At 66.8% G+C, this 20550-nt stretch carries 16 protein-coding genes; 4 read left to right on the plus strand and 12 right to left on the minus strand.

Annotated elements, in window-relative coordinates; all coding sequences use genetic code 11:
- Positions 1 to 53 precede the first annotated feature (53 nt).
- The 3 genes from JL11_RS06750 to JL11_RS06760 form a co-directional block, all read right to left on the minus strand.
- Complete coding sequence (locus JL11_RS06750; RefSeq protein WP_231681419.1) at positions 54 to 3188, minus strand: TonB-dependent receptor; 3135 nt, start codon at positions 3186 to 3188, stop codon at positions 54 to 56.
- Between the two features lie 48 nt (positions 3189 to 3236).
- On the minus strand, positions 3237 to 5483 hold the full coding sequence (locus JL11_RS06755) for a beta-glucosidase family protein (protein ID WP_054766856.1): 2247 nt from the start codon (positions 5481 to 5483) through the stop codon (positions 3237 to 3239).
- A gap of 425 nt (positions 5484 to 5908) precedes the next feature.
- Complete coding sequence (locus JL11_RS06760; protein WP_152949696.1) at positions 5909 to 6700, minus strand: PhoH family protein; 792 nt, start codon at positions 6698 to 6700, stop codon at positions 5909 to 5911.
- 312 nt (positions 6701 to 7012) lie between these two features.
- Here JL11_RS06760 and JL11_RS06765 point away from each other — a divergent pair, with 312 nt between their 5' ends.
- On the plus strand, positions 7013 to 7540 hold the full coding sequence (locus tag JL11_RS06765) for a gamma carbonic anhydrase family protein (protein ID WP_054764989.1): 528 nt from the start codon (positions 7013 to 7015) through the stop codon (positions 7538 to 7540).
- A 22-nt stretch (positions 7541 to 7562) separates the two neighbouring features.
- On the opposite strand, the gene JL11_RS06770 is transcribed toward JL11_RS06765, so the two are convergent.
- The 4 genes from JL11_RS06770 to tipF all read right to left on the minus strand — a co-directional run bounded on the left by JL11_RS06770 (position 7563) and on the right by tipF (position 11339).
- A complete protein-coding gene (locus JL11_RS06770; protein ID WP_054764990.1) occupies positions 7563 to 8501 on the minus strand; it encodes a bifunctional riboflavin kinase/FAD synthetase in 939 nt (312 codons plus the stop codon).
- Complete coding sequence (locus JL11_RS06775) at positions 8501 to 8962, minus strand: MaoC family dehydratase (protein ID WP_054764991.1); 462 nt, start codon at positions 8960 to 8962, stop codon at positions 8501 to 8503. Before JL11_RS06775 ends, JL11_RS06770 begins: the two co-directional genes overlap by 1 nt.
- Positions 8963 to 9001: 39 nt before the next feature.
- A complete protein-coding gene (locus JL11_RS06780) occupies positions 9002 to 9871 on the minus strand; it encodes a TIGR01459 family HAD-type hydrolase (protein WP_054764992.1) in 870 nt (289 codons plus the stop codon).
- 193 nt (positions 9872 to 10064) lie between these two features.
- Positions 10065 to 11339, minus strand: coding sequence for a flagella assembly cyclic-di-GMP phosphodiesterase TipF (tipF, locus tag JL11_RS06785; protein WP_054764993.1), 1275 nt, complete (start codon positions 11337 to 11339; stop codon positions 10065 to 10067).
- 108 nt (positions 11340 to 11447) lie between these two features.
- Here tipF and JL11_RS06790 point away from each other — a divergent pair, with 108 nt between their 5' ends.
- Together JL11_RS06790 and JL11_RS06795 are read left to right on the plus strand one after the other, a co-directional pair.
- Positions 11448 to 12218: an SDR family NAD(P)-dependent oxidoreductase gene (locus JL11_RS06790; protein WP_054764994.1), complete on the plus strand. Its 771-nt coding sequence runs from the start codon at positions 11448 to 11450 to the stop codon at positions 12216 to 12218.
- The gene (locus tag JL11_RS06795; protein WP_054764995.1) at positions 12208 to 13191 is read left to right on the plus strand and encodes a lysophospholipid acyltransferase family protein; all 984 of its coding nucleotides are present in this window, start codon (positions 12208 to 12210) and stop codon (positions 13189 to 13191) included. Before JL11_RS06790 ends, JL11_RS06795 begins: the two co-directional genes overlap by 11 nt.
- Here JL11_RS06795 and JL11_RS06800 read toward each other — a convergent pair.
- The 5 genes from JL11_RS06800 to ileS all read right to left on the minus strand — a co-directional run bounded on the left by JL11_RS06800 (position 13134) and on the right by ileS (position 19267).
- Complete coding sequence (locus JL11_RS06800; protein WP_054764996.1) at positions 13134 to 13643, minus strand: response regulator; 510 nt, start codon at positions 13641 to 13643, stop codon at positions 13134 to 13136. The genes JL11_RS06795 and JL11_RS06800 overlap by 58 nt on opposite strands.
- Positions 13644 to 13710: 67 nt before the next feature.
- On the minus strand, positions 13711 to 14580 hold the full coding sequence (locus JL11_RS06805; RefSeq protein ID WP_054764997.1) for a M23 family metallopeptidase: 870 nt from the start codon (positions 14578 to 14580) through the stop codon (positions 13711 to 13713).
- Positions 14577 to 14774, minus strand: a complete 198-nt coding sequence (locus tag JL11_RS06810; protein ID WP_054764998.1) for a DUF2093 domain-containing protein — start codon at positions 14772 to 14774, stop codon at positions 14577 to 14579. The genes JL11_RS06805 and JL11_RS06810 overlap by 4 nt, the downstream gene beginning before the upstream one ends.
- Positions 14775 to 14820: 46 nt before the next feature.
- Positions 14821 to 16089: a cation:proton antiporter domain-containing protein gene (locus tag JL11_RS06815; RefSeq protein ID WP_054764999.1), complete on the minus strand. Its 1269-nt coding sequence runs from the start codon at positions 16087 to 16089 to the stop codon at positions 14821 to 14823.
- 253 nt (positions 16090 to 16342) lie between these two features.
- Positions 16343 to 19267: an isoleucine--tRNA ligase gene (gene ileS / locus JL11_RS06820; RefSeq protein ID WP_054765000.1), complete on the minus strand. Its 2925-nt coding sequence runs from the start codon at positions 19265 to 19267 to the stop codon at positions 16343 to 16345.
- 310 nt (positions 19268 to 19577) lie between these two features.
- Here ileS and JL11_RS06825 point away from each other — a divergent pair, with 310 nt between their 5' ends.
- Positions 19578 to 20471, plus strand: a complete 894-nt coding sequence (locus JL11_RS06825; RefSeq protein ID WP_183216969.1) for a hypothetical protein — start codon at positions 19578 to 19580, stop codon at positions 20469 to 20471.
- Positions 20472 to 20550: the final 79 nt, after the last annotated feature.

Below are 20550 nucleotides of genomic sequence, written 5' to 3' on the forward strand. Positions count from 1 at the left end.
GAAAAAAGAGGCCGGCGACACGAATGCCGCCGGCCAGTCTGCTCAGGAAGAGATCAGAAGCGAGCGCGCACGCCGATGGTGTAGCGCGGCTCGAACTCGTTGCGGCTCTGGAACTGTTCCGCACCCGGCTTGAACTCGAGGTAGTACTCCTCGATTTCGCCCAGGACGTTCGATCCGTTGGCGTAAACCGTGACCATGTCGTTGACGTCATAGGTCACGTTCACATCCACGTATTGCGACGTATCCTGATAGATCGGGATGCTGCCGAACGTGCTGTTGAGGCGCGGCGTGCGATAGTTCCAGGCGACCCGCGCCTGAAGCTTGTCGCCCTGGTACCAGACGGCGGCGTTCAGCGAGTGTTTCGAGTTGTCCTGGAACGGCAGTTCGTCCCCGTTCAGGGCCGTCGAGTTGGAGGAGCTGTCCGAGAAGGTGTAGCTGCCGTCGAAGCCGAAATCGGACCAGATGGGCGTGTCGATGAAATCCGACAGACCGATCTTGGCGCCTATTTCGATGCCTTGAAGCTGGCCGCCGTCGCCTTGTACCGGACGGTTGACGTCCACCAGCCTGCGGATGACGCCATCGCCGTCCGCATATGACCCGCTCTGGGGGACGGTGGCGCGGGTGACGAAGCTATCGATGTTCAGGCGGAAGGCCGCGATGTTGAACATCGTCGCCGGGCCGTAATAGTACTCCAGCGCCAGATCGAAGTTATCCGAACGCCAAGGGTCAAGGTCCGGGCTTCCGGACAGGGTGGCCCCGGTCACCCGACGAACGCCGACGGGCGGAGCGGTCGGATCGGCGGGCGTCGGACCTTGGGAGTCCGCCGTCGATATGGTGACGCCGCCGCCGTAGTTGCCCAGATCCAGCGGGATCATGGTTTTGGCGTAGGCGGCCCGCAGACGCAGCTTGTCGCTGAAGTCGTAGGCCAGGTTCACCGACGGCAGCCAGTCCGTGTAGCTGCGGCTCGAAATCGTGTCGCCGACATCGTTGTTCGTGTCGCCATAGGCGCGCACGTCGCCGGTCTGATTTTGACGGACCCGAAGCTCGGTCCGGACCATCCGCACGCCCACGTCGCCGTGCAGGGCGCCGAACTCGACGGCGCCGTTCAGATAGGCGCTGTCCTCATACAGATCGACGTCATAGGAGTTGCCGGGAATGATGACGTCATAGGCGTTGCCGAAGACCCGTTGCTGGAAGGCGCGGGGGTCGTCGAAATCGCGCGGATCAGCCACCCACACCCCCGGAATGCCCGAGGCGACCGAGCCGAAGTCGGTCAGGAAGTAGGTATTGTTGTTTTCGCGCAGCAGCGTGGGGCGGTTGACGGTATAGCCCTGGAAGCAGGTGGGGGCGTTGGCCACCGTGCCGGCCGTACAGCTGCTGGGCGTGGTCGCAACCGCCAAGGCCGGATTGAACCCGGGGTTAGTCACGAACTCGCCAGACTGGCACTGCGGATTGTCCATCACGACGTCGATGGCCTTCCACTGGGCCGAGCAGCCCGCTTGGTTGCCGGCGCCGGCATTGGCGTAGAAGTCCGAGAACAGATGGAAGTTGGTGATCTCCACCTCGCGACCGCTGTGGCGAACCCCGGCGTCGACGCGGGTTAGGAAGCCGAAAGCAGGGCGCTCTTGGAACTCATACGAGCCGTCGAAACGGACAACGGTCAGATCCGAGTTGTTGCGCTGGTTGCCTTCGGATGAATAGGCCCCGACCGTATAGGAATCGAGGTTCGACATATATTGGCTCAGCGGCACATTGCCCAAGCCGCCGACGATGTTGTTTTCGAACCCGCTCCAGGTCAGTTTCGAACCGCCGGTATCGATATGCAGTTGCGGGTCCGCCCCATAACCGAAGGGGTTGGGCGTGATGTAGCGACCGCCTTGGCTGCCGACGACGTTGTTGGAATAGCGTGAGGCCGGATACAGGGCGGCGATCGAGGCGGGGTAGAAGGTGCCGCGGGTGCGGTCCGCCGCTTGGCGGAACAGGGTGAAGGCGCGGTCCGATCCGTACTCCCAGTTGGACAGGTCGCCCTGGACCTGACCGTTCATGCTCAGCAGCGAGGCCTCGGCCTTGATCGCCCGCGCATTGAAGGTGAAGGGACCGCCCTTGTCGTAGTCCAGCTCCAGGTTGAAGTTCTTGGACTCATTGTTGGTGACGCGGTTGACGGTGAAGGAGTTCACCCACCAGGCGTCCAGATCATATTCCTCGACGTCGAGCCAACCCAGGCCCGTGTCGGTCGACTCGGTCGGGGTGGTCCACCCCAGCCCGCTCCAGCGGTTGGAGACGTTCAGGCCGGCGGCGCGATTGTACTCGTCCTGTTTGGTGTAGAAGGCCTCGGCCGTCAGACGAATGCCGTCTTCGATGTCGAACTGGAAGGCGGCGTTCAGACCGACCCGTTCGCGCTCGACCACGCGGTTGAACATTTCGTAGCCGTGGGGCGCCAGCCAAGCGTTGCCCGAACCGCCCCAGTCGTTGCTGCCGAACAGGCTGCCGGCGGTGCCCGCGTAGTTATTGCCCAGGTTCGAATTGCTGAGCACGCCCGAGACCATGACGCCCATGCGGTCGCCGCGCCAGTTCAGCAGGCCGTTGATCAGGTAGTCGTCCTGACGAGTGCGTTCGCCCGTCTGGTATTCGGCGGCGCCGGTGACGGTCGTTCCGTAGCTGAAGTCCATCGGACGACGGGTGCGCAGATCGATGGTGCCGGAGATGCCGGACAGGGCGTTCGTCACGTCCTGCGACTTGAATACGACGATCGAGCTCATCAGCTGCGACGGCACGTCGTTCAGGTTCGGCTGGGCGCTGCCCAGGTTGCCGGGGCTCAGATATTGTTCGCCGTTCAGCAGGGTCACAACCTGCGGCAGGCCGCGGATGTTGACGGTGGAGCCCTCACCAGCGGTGCGGCGGATCTGGATGCCGGCGATGCGTTGCAGGGCATCGGCCACGGTGACGTCAGGCAGTTTGCCGATGTCTTCCGCCGAAATCGCATCGACCAAAGCGGTCTCATTGCGCTTGACGTTGATCGACTGGGTCTGCGACGCGCGGATGCCGGTCACGACGATTTCGCCGACCTCGGTCGGCTCCTGCGTCGCCGCCGGTTCAGCGGTCTGGGCCCCCGTCTGGGCGTAGGCCGGCGCGACCAGCGCCGAACTCGCCAGCAAGGCCGCAACCATGGGCCTCTTGTGGATTCTCATCTCTTTCTCCCTCCTCGGTGGCGCCGCGTTTTGTTGTGCGGCATTGGTTCAAGGTTTGATGGTCGACCCTGAAAGCGTGGTCGTCGCGCTCAACCCCGGCTCGGCGGCGTCGCGGGCGACGGTGATGCGGTAATCGCCCGGCGTGATGCGCCAGCCGGGCAGGGCGGTGTCGTATTCGGCCAGGATGCGGGGCTCGGCCGTCAGGGTGACGCGGCGCGTCTCGCCCGGCGCCAGGTTCACCCGCGCAAAGGCGGCCAGACGGCGGGGCCGATCGCCCGAAGCGACATAGAGTTGCGCAACCTCGGCGCCGGCCCGCGCGCCGGTATTGGTCACATCGACGCTGACGCTGAGCTGGTCTGCGCTGGACGCCGCCAGGTTGGAATAGGCGAAGCTTGTGTAGCTGAGGCCGTATCCGAACGGGAACAGGGGCGTCTTGCCTTCGCGTTCGTACCAGCGGTAACCGACGTCCGAGCCTTCGGCATAGTCCACCGCGAAACCCTGGATTTCGCCGGCCTGGGGTGCGCCGGGATTGGCGGCGGCTGCGGCCTCGGCGCTCTTCAGCGCCTCGAGGCCCGGCGGCGTCGGGCGCGGCGCCTGATCCGCCGAGGCGGGGAAGGTGATCGGCAGACGGCCCGACGGATTGACCTCGCCGAACAGGATGCGGGCGACGGCCTCGCCGCCGCGCTGGCCGGGATACCAGGCCTGGATCACCGCCGGGGTCTTCTCCAGCCAGGGCATCAGCACCGGCCCGCCGGTCTCCAGCACCACTACGGTCTTGTCGTTGGCGGCGGCGACCGCCTCGATCAGGGCGTCCTGTCCGTCGGGCAGGGACAGGGTCTCGACGTCCTGGGCCTCGGTGGTCCACTGGGTCGCAAAGACGACGGCGACGTCCGCCGCTCGCGCCGCAGCAGCCGCAGCCGCCGGATCCTTGCCGTCGACATAGGTCACGGTCGCCTCCGGCGCGATCGCCCGAATGGCGTTCAGCGGTGAGGACGCATGCCAAGTGATCCGCGCGAACGAGGCTGCGGCCCCCGAGGTCAGGGGAATCTCGACCGGCGCCCCGCCGACCGACCGCACCTGGGACGATCCGCCGCCCGACAGGACGCCGACGTCGGCATGGCCGCCGATCAGCACGATCCGCTTCGCCGTCCTGGCCAGGGGCAGGACCCCGCCGTCGTTCTTCAGCAGCACGATTCCGGCCTCGGCCGCGCGCTGGGCGACCTCGGCGTTGCGGGCGTAGTCGATCGGCTGTTCGGTCGTCACCACGGGCGCGTCCAGCACCCCGGTCCGGATCAGGCCGACCAGCAGGCGGCGCACCATGTCGTCCAGCCGCGCCTGTGGGATCCGTCCGGCTTCCAGAGCCTCCCGGAAGGGCGCGTCGAAATAAAGCGCCCGGTCCAGCTCCTGACCCGAGGCTTGGTCCAGCCCCGCCAGGGCCGCCTTCTCGGTCGAATGGACCGCGCCCCAGTCCGACATGACCCAGCCGTCATAGGCCCAGTCGCGCTTCAGCACCTGGTTCAGCAGGACGTCGTTCTCGCAGGCCCAGTCGCCGTTGACCTTGTTGTAGGCGCACATGACCGAGCCGGGGTTCCCCCGCTCTATGGCGATCTGGAAGGCCAAGAGGTCGCTTTCGCGCAGGGACGCCTCGTCCAGCCGCGCATCCATGATCATCCGCCCCGTCTCTTGCGCGTTGAAGGCGAAATGTTTGATGGTCGAAACGATCCTGTTCGACTGGACGCCGCGGATATGCTCCCCGGCCATGACCCCGGCCAGCAGAGGATCCTCGCCCAGATATTCGAAATTCCGTCCGGCCCACGGATCGCGCGTCAGGTTCACCCCGCCGGCCAGCAGGATGTTGAACCGCTTGGCCCGCGCCTCCGAGCCGATCATGGCCCCGCCGGCGTAGGCGATCTCGGGATCGAAGGTGGCGGCGGTCGCCAGGCTGGAGGGCAGGGCGGTGGCGACGTCGCCCTTGCGCTGCTCGACCTGGTTGGCGACGCCCAGGCTGGCGTCGCTTTCGCGCAGATTGGGTATGCCCAGGCGGGGAATTCCCGGGATGTGGCCGGCCGAGGGAATCATGTCGGCGACTGGGGCGCCCGGCGTCCGCGCCGCCATGGGCGGGAAATAGCCGTGGATCAGCTGAAGCTTTTCGTCCTGCGTCATTCGCGCCAGCAGGGCGTCGGCGCGCGATTGGGCGGCGGCCGTCTCCGTCTGGGGCGCAGACTGCGCCGGCTGCGCGAGTGCGCCGGCGGGCGTCACGCCCACGGCGAAGGCCAGGGCGAGACGGCTGATCATCAAGGACTTGGAAAACTTCAAGAGACGCCCCGAACCGATTGCGCGACGGCGACCGCCGTCAGGACAAGAGTTGGGATGCGCCGCACAGGATCGATGATGGCGGCGGGCAGCCGACAGCATCGCCTGCTGTCGCAGGCTTTTCGATCCTGTTTGCGGATAGCGTCTTCGACGCCGAGGTTCGACGACCTGGAGAGGCCGTCAACTTTCCGCTCCCTGTGCGGAGACTCTTCGGCCCCTCGCATGAACAGGTAAGCATGGATTGAGAGCGTTCACAACACGAAACGGCCATGATCGAACGTGGTTATGACACCCCCAGTTCACATGTCGTTTCAGGGCCCTTCTGCGGATGGGGCGACGGGCGCGCAAAAAGAGAGGGCCGGCGCACTGGGACGCCGGCCCTCCCTCTACTCAGACCCGCAGGGCGTTCAGAGCACCCCGATCATCGAGGCCACCAGCGGGTGGCGGACGATGTCGCGTTCGGCCAGACGCACCACGGCGATGTTGTCGACCGCCTCCAGCCTGGCGGAAATATCCGCCAAGCCGGACACGCCGGGCAGCAGGTCCGACTGGTGGGGGTCGCCCGTGACCACCATGGTCGAATGCCAGCCGAGGCGCGTCAGCAGCATCTTCAGCTGCACATAGGTGCAGTTCTGGGCCTCATCGACGACGATGAAGGCGTTGTTCAGGGTGCGGCCGCGCATATAGCCGATGGGGGCGATTTCGATCAGGCCCTCGGCCATCAGGGCCTTGACCCGTTTCATCGACAGCCGGTCCGACAGGGCGTCGTAGAGCGGGCGCAGATAGGGGGCCAGCTTGTCCTCCATGTCGCCCGGCAGGAAGCCGATCGATTCGCCGGCCTCGACGGCGGGGCGGCTCAGGACGATGCGGCCGACCTTGCCGGCCTCAAGCGCCTCGACCGCCTTGGCGACGGCGAGATAGGTCTTGCCGGTCCCTGCCGGTCCCAGGGCCATGACCAGATTGTGCGCGTCGATGGCCGCCATCAGTTCGTGCTGACCGTCCGACTTGGGCTTCAGCGTCTTCAGATAGCCTTGGTCCCGGTCGTCATTGTTGGGATAGGGCGACCAGCCTGACCGTTCGTTGTGGGGGGCGTGCAGGCGCCGCACCTTTGATTCCTCCATGAACTCTCGCGAATCCAGGAGTCCGTTTTCACGGGACTGACGCTTCATTGCCGCACGCTTGGTCATGGACGCCTCCAGGGCATGAAAAAAGGCGGACCCACACGGGTTCCGCCTTGGCTGGTCTTGGGGAGGAAGGGGTCGCGGCCTGCGCTGCGGCGACCACCGGGATCAACGGCCGGGCCGTCCAAAACGGGCTGAACCCGTTCCCGAACAACCGAACCAGGATCCCAACGCGCCAAGCGAAAGCCCCGACAATTGACCGGATCGGGCTTGATCCGGCTTCGGATCCGGGGCCGAAATGGCGACCCTCGAATCGCATCAACAGTTAGATGCTATCGTGGTTAGAAATCTGTTAAAGCCCTCAATTTTCGAAGATTAGGCGGCATTCTGATGACCATTTACGCATTAGGCGACAGCAAACCTCAGTTTCCGCCGCAGGGCGAATACTGGGTGGCGCCGAACGCATCCGTGATTGGAAACGTGATTCTGCACGCCAACGCCAGCGTCTGGTTCGGGGCGGTGCTGCGTGGCGACAATGAGCCGATCAGCGTGGGACCCGACAGCAACATTCAGGACGGCAGCGTGCTGCACACCGACATGGGCTCGCCCCTGACCCTGGGCCGGGGCGTCACCGTCGGCCACCAGGCCATGCTGCACGGCTGCGAGATCGGCGATTACAGCCTGATCGGCATAGGGGCGGTGGTGCTGAACGGGGTCAAGATCGGCCGCAACTGCATCATCGGGGCCAACGCCCTGCTGACCGAGGGCAAGATCATCCCCGACAACAGTCTGGTGGTGGGCCAGCCGGGCAAGGTGGTGCGCGAACGCGATCCCGACCAGATCGCCGTGTTGCAGATGTCGGCCGAACACTATGTCCAGAACTGGAAGCGATTTGCGGCGGAGTTGCGCCCGCTCTGATCCCGCCGGGAGGAAGCGGAAGTTAGGAGGCTAGGATCTTCCGCGCCGCCGCCGCATCGGCGTCGATCTGGGCCTTCAAGGCCTCCAGCCCGTCGAAGCTTTCCTCGCCGCGCAGCCAGGCGACCAGTTCCGTCTCGATGATCTGGCCGTACAGGTCGCCGTCGAAATCGAACAGCCAGACCTCCAGCAGCGGGCTCTCCAGCGCATACATGGGCCGAACGCCCAGGCTGGCGACGCCGTCGATCACACGGCCGTCAGGCAGGCGGCTGCGCGTCGCATAGACGCCGTAGGCCGGCCGCATATAGTCGCCCAGGGCGATATTGGCGGTCGGCACGCCGATGGTGCGGCCGCGCTTGTCGCCGTGGATCACCTCGCCCTGGATGGCGAAGGGGCGGCCCAGTATGGCGGCGGCCCGGTCCATGTCCCCGGCCTTCAGGGCCTCGCGCACGGCGCTGGACGACAGTTTCAGCCCGTCGGCGTCGTCCAGGCGTTCGGCCACCGAGACCGTGAATCCCAGCCGCTCGCCATAGGCCCGCAGCGCCTCGGGCGAGCCGGACCGCCCCTTGCCGAAGGTGAAGTCGAAGCCGACGGCGGCGTGTCGCACGCCCAGACCCTGGGCCAGCACCTGTTCGGCGAAGTCGGCGTCGCTCATGCCCGCCATCTCGCCGTCGAACGGGAGCAGATACAGGATGTCGACCCCCAGGGGCGTCAGAGCCCGCGCCATCTGGTCGGCGGTCATCAGGCGAAAGGGCGCGGCCTCGGGCTGGAACCAGCGGCGCGGATGGGGATCGAAACTGACCACGCCCAGCGGGGCGCCCAGTCGTTCGGCGGCGGCCTTCGCCCCTGCAATGACCGCCTGGTGCCCCCGATGCACGCCGTCGAAGGCGCCGACCGCGACCGACGCGCCCCTCAGGGCTTCCGGCAGGTCGCGCCAGTCGCGCCAATTACGCGTACTCCGCATCAGCGCTGGGACGGTTTGCGCCGGCGCGGAACGCGAACCACGGCGATCCCGTCCATGATCATCGTCTCGCCGACGAAGCCTTCGCAGCTCAGCTTGACCCGTGCGCTCTCGGACTCGATCTCTATCACGGTGATCCGGATACGGACCACATCGTCGATCCGCACCGGCTGATGGAAGGCCAGGGTCTGGGAGATGTAGATCGACCCCGCCCCCGGCAGGATGGTCCCGACCACGGCCGAGCCGAAGGAGGCGCTGAGCAGGCCGTGGGCGATCCGGCCGCGGTAGGCGGTCTTGGAGGCGAAGGCCTCGTCCAGATGCACGGGGTTGAAATCGTCGGACGCCTCGGCGAACAGCCGAATCCGGTCCTCCGTCGCCACGACGATTTTTTCGGCCGCCATGCCGATGTGAAGCTCGTCCAGGATGTAGCCGCCGGACGGATGTTGCTGAACCAATTCGACCATGGATCAGGCTTTAGCGGCGGTGCGACAAAATGGCGAGCCTTACCAGGTCAGTTCGAGCGCGGCGTAGCGCGCATATGTTGTTTCAGCCTTCAGAAGTTCGCCGGCGCGGGCGGGATCGAGGCGTCCGTCCTCGCCCCTGGCCTGGTCGCCGTGGATCCCTTGCGCGATGAACAGGCAGTCCAGGCCTTGGGCGTTGGCGCCCATGACGTCGGTCACGACGCCGTCGCCGATGCACAGGACGCGCGACCGGTCCACGGGCCGTCCCAGCAGACCTTCCGCCTCTCTCAAGGCCAGGTCGTAGATGGGGCCGAAAGGCTTTCCGGCCATGACGACCCGGCCGCCCAAGGCCTCATAGAGGTCGGCCAAGGCCCCGCCGCAATAGATCAGCTGATCGCCGCGTTGGACCACCCGATCCGGATTGGCGCAGATCAGCTCCAGATTCCGCGCCGCGCCGACTGCCAGTCGTTCACGATAGTCCTCCGGCGTCTCCACCGTGTCGTCGACCGGCCCGGTGACGGAGATGAAGGCGGCGTCCTCGGCGCTGTCGGTCCGGGCCAGGTTCAGACCGGCGTACAGGGGAGCGTCGCGCTCGGGCCCGACGATCCACGCCGGGCCGGGGGCGCGCTTGGCCAGTTCGGCGCGGGTCGCGTCGCCCGAGGTGACGAAGGCCTTCCACGCCTCACGCGGCACGCCCAGCCCGTCCAGCTGGGCGACGACGTCAGAAGCCGGACGCGGCGAGTTGGAGATCAGCACCACATGGCCGCCCTGGGCGTTGAACCGGGTCAGGGCCTCGCACGGACCCGCCCAGCTCTCCCGTCCATTGTGGATCACCCCCCAGACGTCGCACAGCAGGATGTCGTAGTCGCCGGCGACGGCTTGGAGATGGGGCAGGGCGTGGGGGAGGGTCATGGGCAGGCAAGTAGGGGGTTTAACGCCGTGACGAAAGTCTCCTCCCCATGAAATGGGGGGGGAACCGCGAAGCGGTGGAGGGCTCTTGACGCCGCTTAAGCGCCTGGGCTGCGAAAAGCACCCCTCCGTCACGGCGCGGAAGGCGCGCCGCGCCACCTCCCCATGTCATGGGGAGGTGATAGACATGGGGCGATCAGCTGAACCGACGCCGCTGCTCCGCCGTGCGCAGGGTCGAGCGCATGAAGTCGGCCGGAGGGTCGGTCTCGGCCAGCACCTGTTCCTTGATGGCGCGGGGTTCGCCGAACAGATGGCCCTGGCCCATGGCGACGTCCAGTTCGAGGATGTCGACGACCTGACGTTCCGCCTCGACCTTTTCAGCGATCACCTCGACGCCGTAGCGGCGGGTCAGGGCGGCGAAGTCCGCCGCCTGAATGTCGGGCATGGAGCGCAAGGGCGCCCCGCCGTCCAGGTCCAGCAGTTGTTCGATCAGCAGATCGGCCGCCACCTTGATGAACTTCACGTCCGAGCGCTGCAGATCGGCGAAGTCCAGGTCCAGGGTCTGGACCTTGTCCAGCGAAAAGCGGAAGCCTAGGTCCGCCAGCTTGGCCATGTTGCGGGCCTCGACCGCGCCGCGCGCGTCGAAGGTCGCCTGACCCAGTTCGAAGATCAGGGCCTGGTTCAGGTCGCGGTTCTCGTTCAGGAAGTCCAGGAAGCGCGGGAAGAAGGTCTCGTCGCCCAGAGACGTCAGGGCGACGTTGCAGAAGACCCCGACCTTGCGGTCCTGGCGCGACAACCGGCGCACGATCTGGGCGCAGCGGAACAGCAGCAGATTGTCGATCGCGGGCACCAGGCCCTCGCCCTCCGCCAGGGACAGATACTCCGCCGGCATCATCACCCGATCGGAGGCGTCGCGCAGACGGGTGAAGCTCTCGTAGAAGAGGGTGCGGCGTTGCGGCAGGGAGACGACGGGCTGGAGATAGAGATCGACCCGCCCCTGGCTCAGCGCCTCGTGGATGGTCCGCAGCAGAACGTTGGACTGGGCCTGGCGGCGGCCTTCAAAGGTCTCGACGCCCAGATTGGGCGCGCTGGCCAGACGCTGGTCGATGCTGTCGCTCATCTGCTGGACCAGGGTCTCCAGCATCCGAACCTCGCCGGTCAGGGCGTCAGTATCCGACAAGGCGCCGCTTTCGATGGCCTGGGCCAGTTCGGTCAGGGCGCCCTGGGTCGATTCCATCGCATCGGCCAGCAGCCGATGCGCCTCGCGGACCTGATCGATTTCCTTCTTCAGAGCGCGGCGCGCCGCCATGCCGGTGACGATGCCGTGGAAGGCGCCCAACAGGCCCAGGGCGCCGATCGCCCCCGCCACGCCTGCGCCGGCGCCCAAACCCGCACGCCACAGGAAGGCCCCCACGGTCATGCCGAGGAACAGATAGGCGAAGTAGAGAAAGCCCGTGGTCAGGTTGCGCATCGGCTGGCGGTGGCCACTCCCGGATGGAATCGCCTGAGTATCAGGCTATCAATGGCGTTCGGCTAGAGCCGGGCTGCAAATAACCCGGCGAAACTCAAGGGAAACGCAATGGAACTGTTCGATCTCACCGGCAAGGTCGCCATCATCACCGGCTCATCGCGCGGCATCGGCAAGGCCATAGCCGAGCGTCTGGCCGAACACGGCGCCCGGGTCGTCATATCCTCGCGCAAGGCCGGACCCTGCGATGAGGCCGCCGCCGAGATCAACGCAAAGTACGGAGCCGGCCGCGCCATCGCGGTTCCGGCCAACATCGCCTCCAAGGAAGACCTGCAACGGCTGGTCGATGAAACCAACGCCGCCTTCGGCCGAATCGACATCCTGGTCTGCAACGCCGCGACCAATCCCTACGCCGGGCCGATGGCCGGGATCGCCGATGAGCAGTTCGAAAAGATCCTTCAGAACAACGTCATCTCCAACCATTGGCTGATCCAGATGGTCGCCCCCCAGATGGTGGAGCGCGAGGACGGCGCCATCCTGGTGATCTCCTCGATCGGAGGCCTGCGCGGCAACGCCCTGATCGGCGCCTACAACATCTCCAAGGCCGCCGACATGCAGCTGGTGCGCAATCTCGCCGTGGAGTGGGGGCCGTCCAATGTGCGCGTCAACTGCATTGCGCCGGGCCTGGTCCAGACCGACTTCGCCAAATATCTGTGGGAGAATCCGGAGCTGCTGAAGACCGTCACTGAGCCGGCGCCGCTGAAAAGGATCGGCCAGCCCGATGAAATCGCGGGCACGGCGGTCTATCTGTGCAGCCCTGCTTCGGCCTATGTGACCGGACAGACCCTGGTGGTGGACGGCGGATTGACGATTGCCTGGTGAAGACACGCGCGCAGACGGCCCAAGGGGCGGTCGCGCCACAGATTGGAAGCAGGACGTCATCTGGCGCCTAGAGGCCGTCGGCTTTCAGGCCCTGTTCGCCTTCCTGCGCCTTTTGGGCGTCGAGCGGGCCTCGGCCCTGGGGGGCTGGTTGCTGAGGACCCTGGGGCCGCTGACCGGTACGCAGAAGACGGTAATGCGAAATCTGCGCATCGCCTTTCCCGAGATGCCGCCGGATCGTCGCGAGGCCCTGGCGCGCGAACAGTGGGACCGCACGGGCCGCACCTTCGCCGAACTGGCGGTGATGGATCAGCTGACCCCGGCCGGTGGGCGGGTTGAGGTGGTGGGGATGGAGCGGCTGCACGCTCTGCGCGACAGCGGGCGCCCCGCAGTCCTGATCTCGGGCCATCTGGCCAATTTCGAAGTCATGGCGGCGGTCATCATGGCCTCGGGCGTGCCGTGCCAAGTCACCTATCGCGCCGCCAACAATCCCTATGTCGACGCCCAGATCCGCAAGAGCCGAGAGCGTTACGGCATCCGGCTGTTCGCGCCCAAGGGGGACGGGACGCGCGATCTGATGGCCGGGATGAAGCGGGGCGATTCCATCGCCCTGCTGGTCGACCAGAAATACAATCAGGGGCCGGAGGTCGAGTTTTTCGGTCAGCCCGTCAACGCCTCGCCGGGCGCGGCGCGGCTGGCCCTGAAGTTCGGAACCGTGATGCAGCCGCTGTCGGTGGTGCGGCTGCCTGGGGCGCGCTTTCGCGTGACCGCCCATGAGCCGATCACAGTGCGTGAAACCGAAGACAAGGCCGCCGCCGTCCTGGCCGGAATCCAGGCCGCCAACCGCTTCGTCGAAGACCGGGTGCGCGAAGTTCCCGAAGACTGGTTCTGGGTCCACAAACGGTGGCCCGACCGGGTTTACGCCGCGTTGGAAGCGGCCGCCCCGTCGGCGGAACGGCGGAACGGGCCGCAGTAGTCGTCGGCCTCGCGGCGACGGCGGCAGGGTCCGAAATAGGTGGCGGTCTTCACGAACGGACGGGGTCGGAAGATGACGGCGTTGATCCGGTCCAGAATGGCCTTGGCCGTGATCGGCTTGACCAGAAACTCGGTGACCCCGGCGTCGCGGGCGGCGTAGACGCGGTGCTTCTCGGCATGGCCGCTCATCATGATGATGGGCAGATAGATGTTGGCGCTGTCGGGGCGGTTCCGGACCCGCCGGGTGAACTCGACCCCGTCCATCGGGAACATGTTGTAATCGACCAGAGCCAGGTCGATGGGCTGACGGCGCAAAACCTCGAAGGCTTCCGCCCCGTCGCCGGCCTCATACACCCGGTGGATGTCGGCGGAATGCAGGACGGCCGCTGCGATGGTGCGCATGTGCTGATTGTCATCGACCAGCAGCACATTCAGCGATTGAAGATGCGGCATTCGGCCCCCCGCCTAGCACGAAGGCGCAATATAAGGGATTTCCCTTAGGCAGGCAAGCGGCCGCGAATCAGGCCAGGCGCTCGGGCGGCCGGGCGCCGATCAGAAGCGAGGGGTCCAGGTTGCGGTCGCGCCATTTCAAGCGCCAGCACAGGTGCGGGCCGGTCGCGCGGCCGCTCATGCCGACCCGCCCCATCGGATCGCCGCGACGAACGGTCTGACCGGCCGCGACGTCGATCTGCGACTGGTGAAGATAGGCGCTGATCAGCCCCTGACCATGATCGATCAGGGTCAGACCGCCCTCGAAATGCATGTCGGGCCGGGTGAAGATGACGCGGCCGTCGGCCGGCGCCCGGATGACGGTTCCGATCGGCGCGGCCAGATCGACGCCGTAATGGGGCCGCGCGGGCGTGCCGTTCAAAACGCGCTGGGCGCCCCAGGCGCTGGAGACGCGATAGGTCTCCAGCGGCCAGACGAAGCCGTCGCGGAAGTCGTCCGTATCAGCCCGGCTGGCGAAGGCCTCGGTCTTGACCAGGACCTCCTGGCGAATGCGCTCCAGCAGGGCCGGATCGCTGGGCTCGACCGTGGCCGGCGGCAGGCCGTCGATCCGTGTCGAGGGGAAGTCATAGGGGGCCACGGCGATGCGGCGTCGGGTGGATTGCGCGCCGTCGCGGGCTTCGATGTCCACCTCTGCGGCGGCGTCTCGGTCAAAGCCCACGATGAACAGGCCGTCGGCGGAGGCGGTGCTCAAGGCATCTCCGTCCACGAAGATCAGGGCGCGCGGCGCCGTGCGACCCAGGGCGTAGCCGCCTTGTCGCCAGGCGCCGTTCATCGCCAGGGGCAGGGCGGACGGCGTCTCGCCGCGCGCGGCGGCGCCCAGGCCGCGGGGCGTCGCAACCGCAGCGGCCAGGCCCAGCAGCAGCGGCCGGCGGCCGATCATTCAGGCTGCATCCGGGCGATGAACTCGGCTGGGCCGAAATAGGCTTCCTGCCGGCTGGGGCTCCAGTACCGCAGCACCTCCAGGGGAATGGGCTTCTCCGTCACGGCGCAGCGCACGAAACGGCCGGGCTTCAGCACTGCGAACTCCCCGTCGCCGTAGTGAAGCACCGCCTGGGCTGAAAGGGTCTCGTCCATGGCCGCAGTTAACGACGATCCCGAGCGCCCGCCAAGAGGCGTCGGCTCAGGCGGTGGCCGGATTCGATGCGGCCTTTTCCGCCGCGTGGTCGATCGCCGCCTGTTTGGCCTCGGGCGAGCCGGCGACGGGCGGGCGGGGCCGCCCTCCCATCCGATCCGTCAGCAGGAAGACGAAGGGGTTCAGCGAGATCGACAGCAGGGCCGCCGCCAGGATCAGATCGTGGGTCTCTCGGCTCATGGCCCCCAGATAGACGCCCAAGGCCGCCAGGATGAAGGAGAATTCGCCGATCTGGGCCAGGGAGGCCGCGACGGTCAGGCCGGTCGAGCGATCCAGCCTGAAGCCGTGGGTGATGACCAGGGCCGCCAGCGACTTGCCGACGATGACGATGGCCAGGACGCCCAGAACCGCCAGCGGATCGCGCACCAGGATCATCGGGTCAAACAGCATGCCCACCGAGACGAAGAACAGGACGGCGAAGGCGTCCCGCAGGGGCAGGGACCGTTCGGCCGCATTATGCCCAAGGGGAGAGGCGTTCATGACCAGCCCGGCGAGGAAGGCGCCGAGGGCGAACGAATGGAACAGATAATAGGCCAGCCAGGCGATGCCCAGAGCGATCGCCAGGACGCCCAGGGTGAAGAGTTCGCGCGACCGGGTATGGGCGATCCGCACCAGGAGCCAGGGGATCAGACGCCCGCCGACCACCAGCATGCCGGCGACGAACAGGCCTACCTTCAACAGGGTCCAGCCGATGTTCATGCCCAGGGCGCCCAGGTCGGCCTGGGTTCCGGCCGGGACGAGGATCATCGGCAGCATGACCAGGGCGATGACGATCACCATGTCCTCGACGATCAGCCAGCCGACGGCGATCCGCCCGATTTCGCCCTTGACCTGTTTGCGCTCTTCCAGCGCCCGCAGCAGAACGACGGTGGAGGCGACCGAAAGGGAGAAGCCCATCAGCAGGGCCTCGACGTCGCCGAGGCCCAACAAGGTCCGGCCCAGGACCCAGCCCAGGGCGGTGGCGGCGGCGATCTGGACTAGGGCGCCGGGCACGGCGACCTTGCGCACCTGCATCAAATCCTTGGGCGAAAAATGCAGACCGACTCCAAACATCAGCAGGATCACGCCGATCTCGGCCAACTGGGGCGCCAGTTCCAGATCGGCGACGAACCCCGCCGTATAGGGACCGACGACGATCCCCGCGACCAGATAGCCGACCAGAGGCGACAGTTTCAGACGATTGGCCAACATGCCGAACACGAAGGCGAGGACGAAGCCTCCGACCAGGGTGAGAATCAGGCTGTCGGCATGCGTCATCGGGGCTCCTGCGAAGGGGAAGGGCGCGCTGTTCGGAGACGTCGCAGTTGGTGGCCGCAGGCCGCTTTTTCAAGATGACGCAGTGTCGCGTTCAGACCTTCCCCCGCTTGCGGGGGGAGCAGCAGGTCGAGGCGCACAGCAATACGCTTGACGATGGGGGAGGTCTTCCTTCAGGCGACACCTCCCCCTCCGAGCCTGGTCCGCTGCGCGGACGCCGGCCCACCTCCTCCGCAGGCGGGGGAGGGTCTTGAGGTCAGCGTCGCGTCTGGTCCCAGTACCGGACCGCATCGGCGTCGCGCGCCGACAGGTCGGGGTAGTCGGGGTCGGAGCCGACGTCGGGGACGCGCCGCCAGGAGCGGGCGCATTTGGGATAGTCGGCCAGGTTCACGGTCACGGCCAGGGCCTCGCCTTCGACCAGTTCAGCGCCAGAGGTGCGGAAAATCTCGGCCGCGTCCAGGCCGTCGAACGGGGCAAAGGTCCCGGCCGGGGCCGTTACGGTGGGCCAGGCGTCCAGCGCCCCGCCGATCCGCTTGTCGCGACGGGCGGCCTCCAGGGATTCGTTGACGACTTCCAGGACGGTGTTGATCTTCGCCCACCGAGCCGCCTCGGCCGCATTCTCCCACTCCGCCGGCGTTTCCGGCATCACCCGCAGGCAGTTGCTTCCACCTTCCGGGAACCGCGTGGTCCAGGCCTCTTCCATCGTGAAGGGCGTCAGCGGCGAGAGCCAGGCGGTCAGGCGGGCGAACACCTCGACCATCACCGTGCGGGCGGCCCGGCGGCGCAGGGCGTCGGGGCGGTCGCAGTACAGGCTGTCCTTCCTGATGTCGAAATACAGGGCCGACAGGTCGTTGGAGCAGAACTCCAGCACGGGGCGCACCACGTCCTGGAATCGGTATTCGGCGTAGGCCTGGCGCACATGGGCGTCCAGCTCCCACAGGCGGTGCAGGATGAACGTCTCCAGCGGCGGGAACTGGTCGTAGTCGGTCAGCCGCTCGGCCTCGTCGAAGTCGGCCAAGGCGCCCAGCAGATAGCGGACCGTGTTCCTCAGCTTGCGATAGGCGTCGACCGTGGTCTGCAGGATCTGTTTGCCGATCCGCTGATCCTCGGAATAGTCGACCAGAGCCACCCACAGGCGCAGGATGTCGGCGCCGCTCTCCTTGATGATGGTCAGGGGATCGGTCGTATTGCCCTTGGACTTGGACATCTTCTCCCCCTTCTCGTCGAGGGTGAAGCCGTGGGTCAGGACCGCCTTGAACGGGGCGCGGCCACGGGTGCCGCAACCTTCCAGCAGCGACGACTGGAACCAGCCGCGGTGCTGGTCCGACCCTTCCAGATAGAGGTCGGCCGGCCAATGCGCCGGGCGGTCGCCCGTATAGCCGTGCTCGGGCAGGCGCGGATCCAGGGTGAAGGCGTGGGTCGAACCGGAGTCGAACCAGACGTCCAGAATGTCCTCGACCTTTTCGTAGCGGGTCGGGTCGTGAGCGCCCAGGAAGTCGCTGTCCGGCGCGGTGAACCAGATGTCGGCGCCGTGTTCGGCCACGGCCGCGACGATGCGGGCGTCGACCTCGGGATCATGCAGGGGCTGGCCGGTCTGTTTGTCGATGAACATGGCGAGCGGCGTGCCCCAGGCGCGCTGGCGGCTGACCAGCCAGTCGGGACGCCCCTCGACCATCGACCGGATGCGGTTCTTGCCCGCCGCCGGGTGGAAGGCGGTGTCGTCGATGGCGTTCAACGCCGTTTCGCGCAGGGTGTCGCCGCTCTTCAAGGGCTGGTCCATGCGGATGAACCACTGCGGCGTATTGCGGAAGATGATCGGCGCCTTGGACCGCCAAGAGTGCGGATAGGAATGCTCCAGCCGCCCGCGCGCCAAGAGATTGCCGGCCTCGATCAGCTTCTCCATCACCGCCCCGTTGGCGGGACCGAACTTGCCGGTCTTCTTGCCCTCGGTCTCCAGAACCTTCAGCCCGGCGAACAGAGGGACGTGGGGGTAATAGGCGCCGTCCGGATCGACCGTGTCCGGCACCTCGTGATGACCGTGGGCCCTCCACACCTCGAAGTCGTCGGCGCCGTGGCCGGGCGCCGTGTGGACGAAGCCCGTACCGGCGTCGTCGGTGACGTGGTCGCCGGCCAGCAGGGGCACCGAGAAGCCGTAGCCGCTGTCCAGCGCCGCCAGCGGGTGGGCGCATTCCAGGCCCGACGGATTGATGTCGTAGATCCGGGTCCAGGCGGCGATCTTGGCGGCCTTGAACACGTCTTCCGCCAGCTTGTCGGCGACGATCAGGCGGTCGCCCGGCTTGGCCCAGGGCGCGAACTCCAGACCCTCTTCCATGGCCGTGACCTCGTACAGGCCGTAGGCGATCTCGGGGCCGTAGCTGATCGCGCGGTTGGCCGGGATGGTCCAGGGGGTGGTGGTCCAGATCACGACCGAGGGCGTGCCGCTGCGGAAGGACAGCAGATCGTCGGGGTGGTCGTCGGATGCGCCCGTGACCGGGAACTTGACCCAGATCGTCGGCGACACATGGTCGTGGTACTCGATCTCGGCGTCGGCCAGGGCGGTGCGCTCGACCGGCGACCACATGACGGGCTTGGAGCCGCGATACAGCTGGCCCGAGTTCTTGAACTTGTGGAACTCGGCGACGATGGCCGCTTCCGACTTGAAATCCATGGTGGCGTAGCGGTTGGCGAAGTCGCCGACGGCGCCCAGGCGCAGGAACTGGTCGCGTTGCAGGTCGATGTATTTGCCGGCGTAGTCGCGGCAGGCGGCGCGGAACTCGTCCTTGGACACCTCGTCCTTGCGGCGGCCCTTGGCGCGGAACTGTTCCTCGATCTTCCACTCGATCGGCAGGCCGTGGCAGTCCCAGCCGGGGACGTAGTCAACATCATAGCCCAGCAGGAACCGGCTGCGGACCACGAAATCCTTCAGCGTCTTGTTCAGCGCATGGCCGATGTGGATGTCGCCGTTGGCGTAGGGCGGGCCGTCGTGCAGGACGAACAGGGGCGCGTTCTGCTTCTGCCGCTCGGCGCGCAGGGCGCCGTACAGGTCGCCCCACTGCTCCAGGATCGCCGGCTCCTTCTGCGGCAGGCCGCCCCGCATGGGGAAGGGCGTTTCGGGCAGGAAGACGGTGTCGCGATAGTCGCGGCCGGAGGGGGTGTCGGTGGTGTCGGTGGCGTCGGCCATGGGTCGTCTCGGCGTCGTGGGGTGAGCGTTCGCTGTCTTCGTTCGCCCTATCGCGCTGCTGAGGGCGGTCGTTCCCGGCGTGCACGGGGCCAAGGGCCCAGAGGCGCTACGCCGGGCGGCTAATCGAAATCAGGCGAATGAGGACGCGGACGGTCATTGTGGAGGCGGTCTAGCAGACGGATGCGGCATTGCGCCATCCCGAACACCGCCGCGTCTCAACGGAAACGAAAGGCTTTTGCCGTCTTGGTTAAGTTTGGATCGTCCGGAAGTCTGTTCGGGCGAGATGAGAATTCGTTCGGGAGTCCCGCCGATGCGGCAGCGGATCAGGAATTGGATGCTGGGTCTGGCGGCCGGCGCGGCCATGCTGGGCGTCGCCGGCGCGGCTGCCGCCCAGAGCTGCGGCCAACCGGCCTGCGAGCCGCCGCCGCCGCCCTGCTGCGAGCCGCCGCCGCCCCCGCCCCCGCCCTCTTGCGGAGACGGCGGTTCCTGCGGCGGGGGCGGGGGCCACTGGTCGTCCAACACCAATGTCAATGTGAACGTCAATGTGAACGCCGGTGCGTCCGCCAACGCCGGCGCCAACGCAAACGCTGGCGCGCGGGCCTATATCAACGCGCGAGCCGGCGGGTTCGCGGGCGGCTATGGCTACGGGGGGGGCGGCGGTGCGGCTTATGTGACCGTGGACCAACCCTATCCGACCACCATTCAGGGCCTGGCCGTCGAGGGTCTGGCCCAGACGGTGCGGACGCCCTTCACCGCCTATCGCCGGATGATGAAGCGCGTGGTGATCCAGGCCGTCTGTATCGACGATCGCCAGGTGCCGCATCCCGCCTCTCAGGTGAAGCCGGACCGCGAGATCGCCGACGGCTATGAGGGCGAAATCTACCGCTGCCTGGCCGGCACCTGGCTTCAGGCGACGATCGCCGACTATGAGGGTGAGATCAAATTCGACCACGGCACGACCCTGACCTGCAACAAGCACGAGGCCCTGTGGTTCGGCGGCGAAGGTCGGCTGGAATGCCGCCCCGAAAAGCCCGAGCGCGACTGCAACGAGCGCTCCCTGCTGCGTCGCTACGGCGCCGGGGTGAAGATCCTGACGATGTATCGCGAGGAAGAATACACCGAATACCGCGAAGAGGTGCAGAGCGCGACGGTCGTCACCGGCGCCATCACCCTGGACGGCGGCGTCGGCGGCCGGGTCTTCTGAACCGGAGCTGACACGCCCCGTTCAGCCTCGGCTCAGGCGCCGCGTGCGAGATATGGGGGCGTCGACGTCTCCGTCGATG

Source organism: Brevundimonas sp. DS20, from assembly GCF_001310255.1.
Taxonomy (GTDB): domain Bacteria; phylum Pseudomonadota; class Alphaproteobacteria; order Caulobacterales; family Caulobacteraceae; genus Brevundimonas; species Brevundimonas aurantiaca.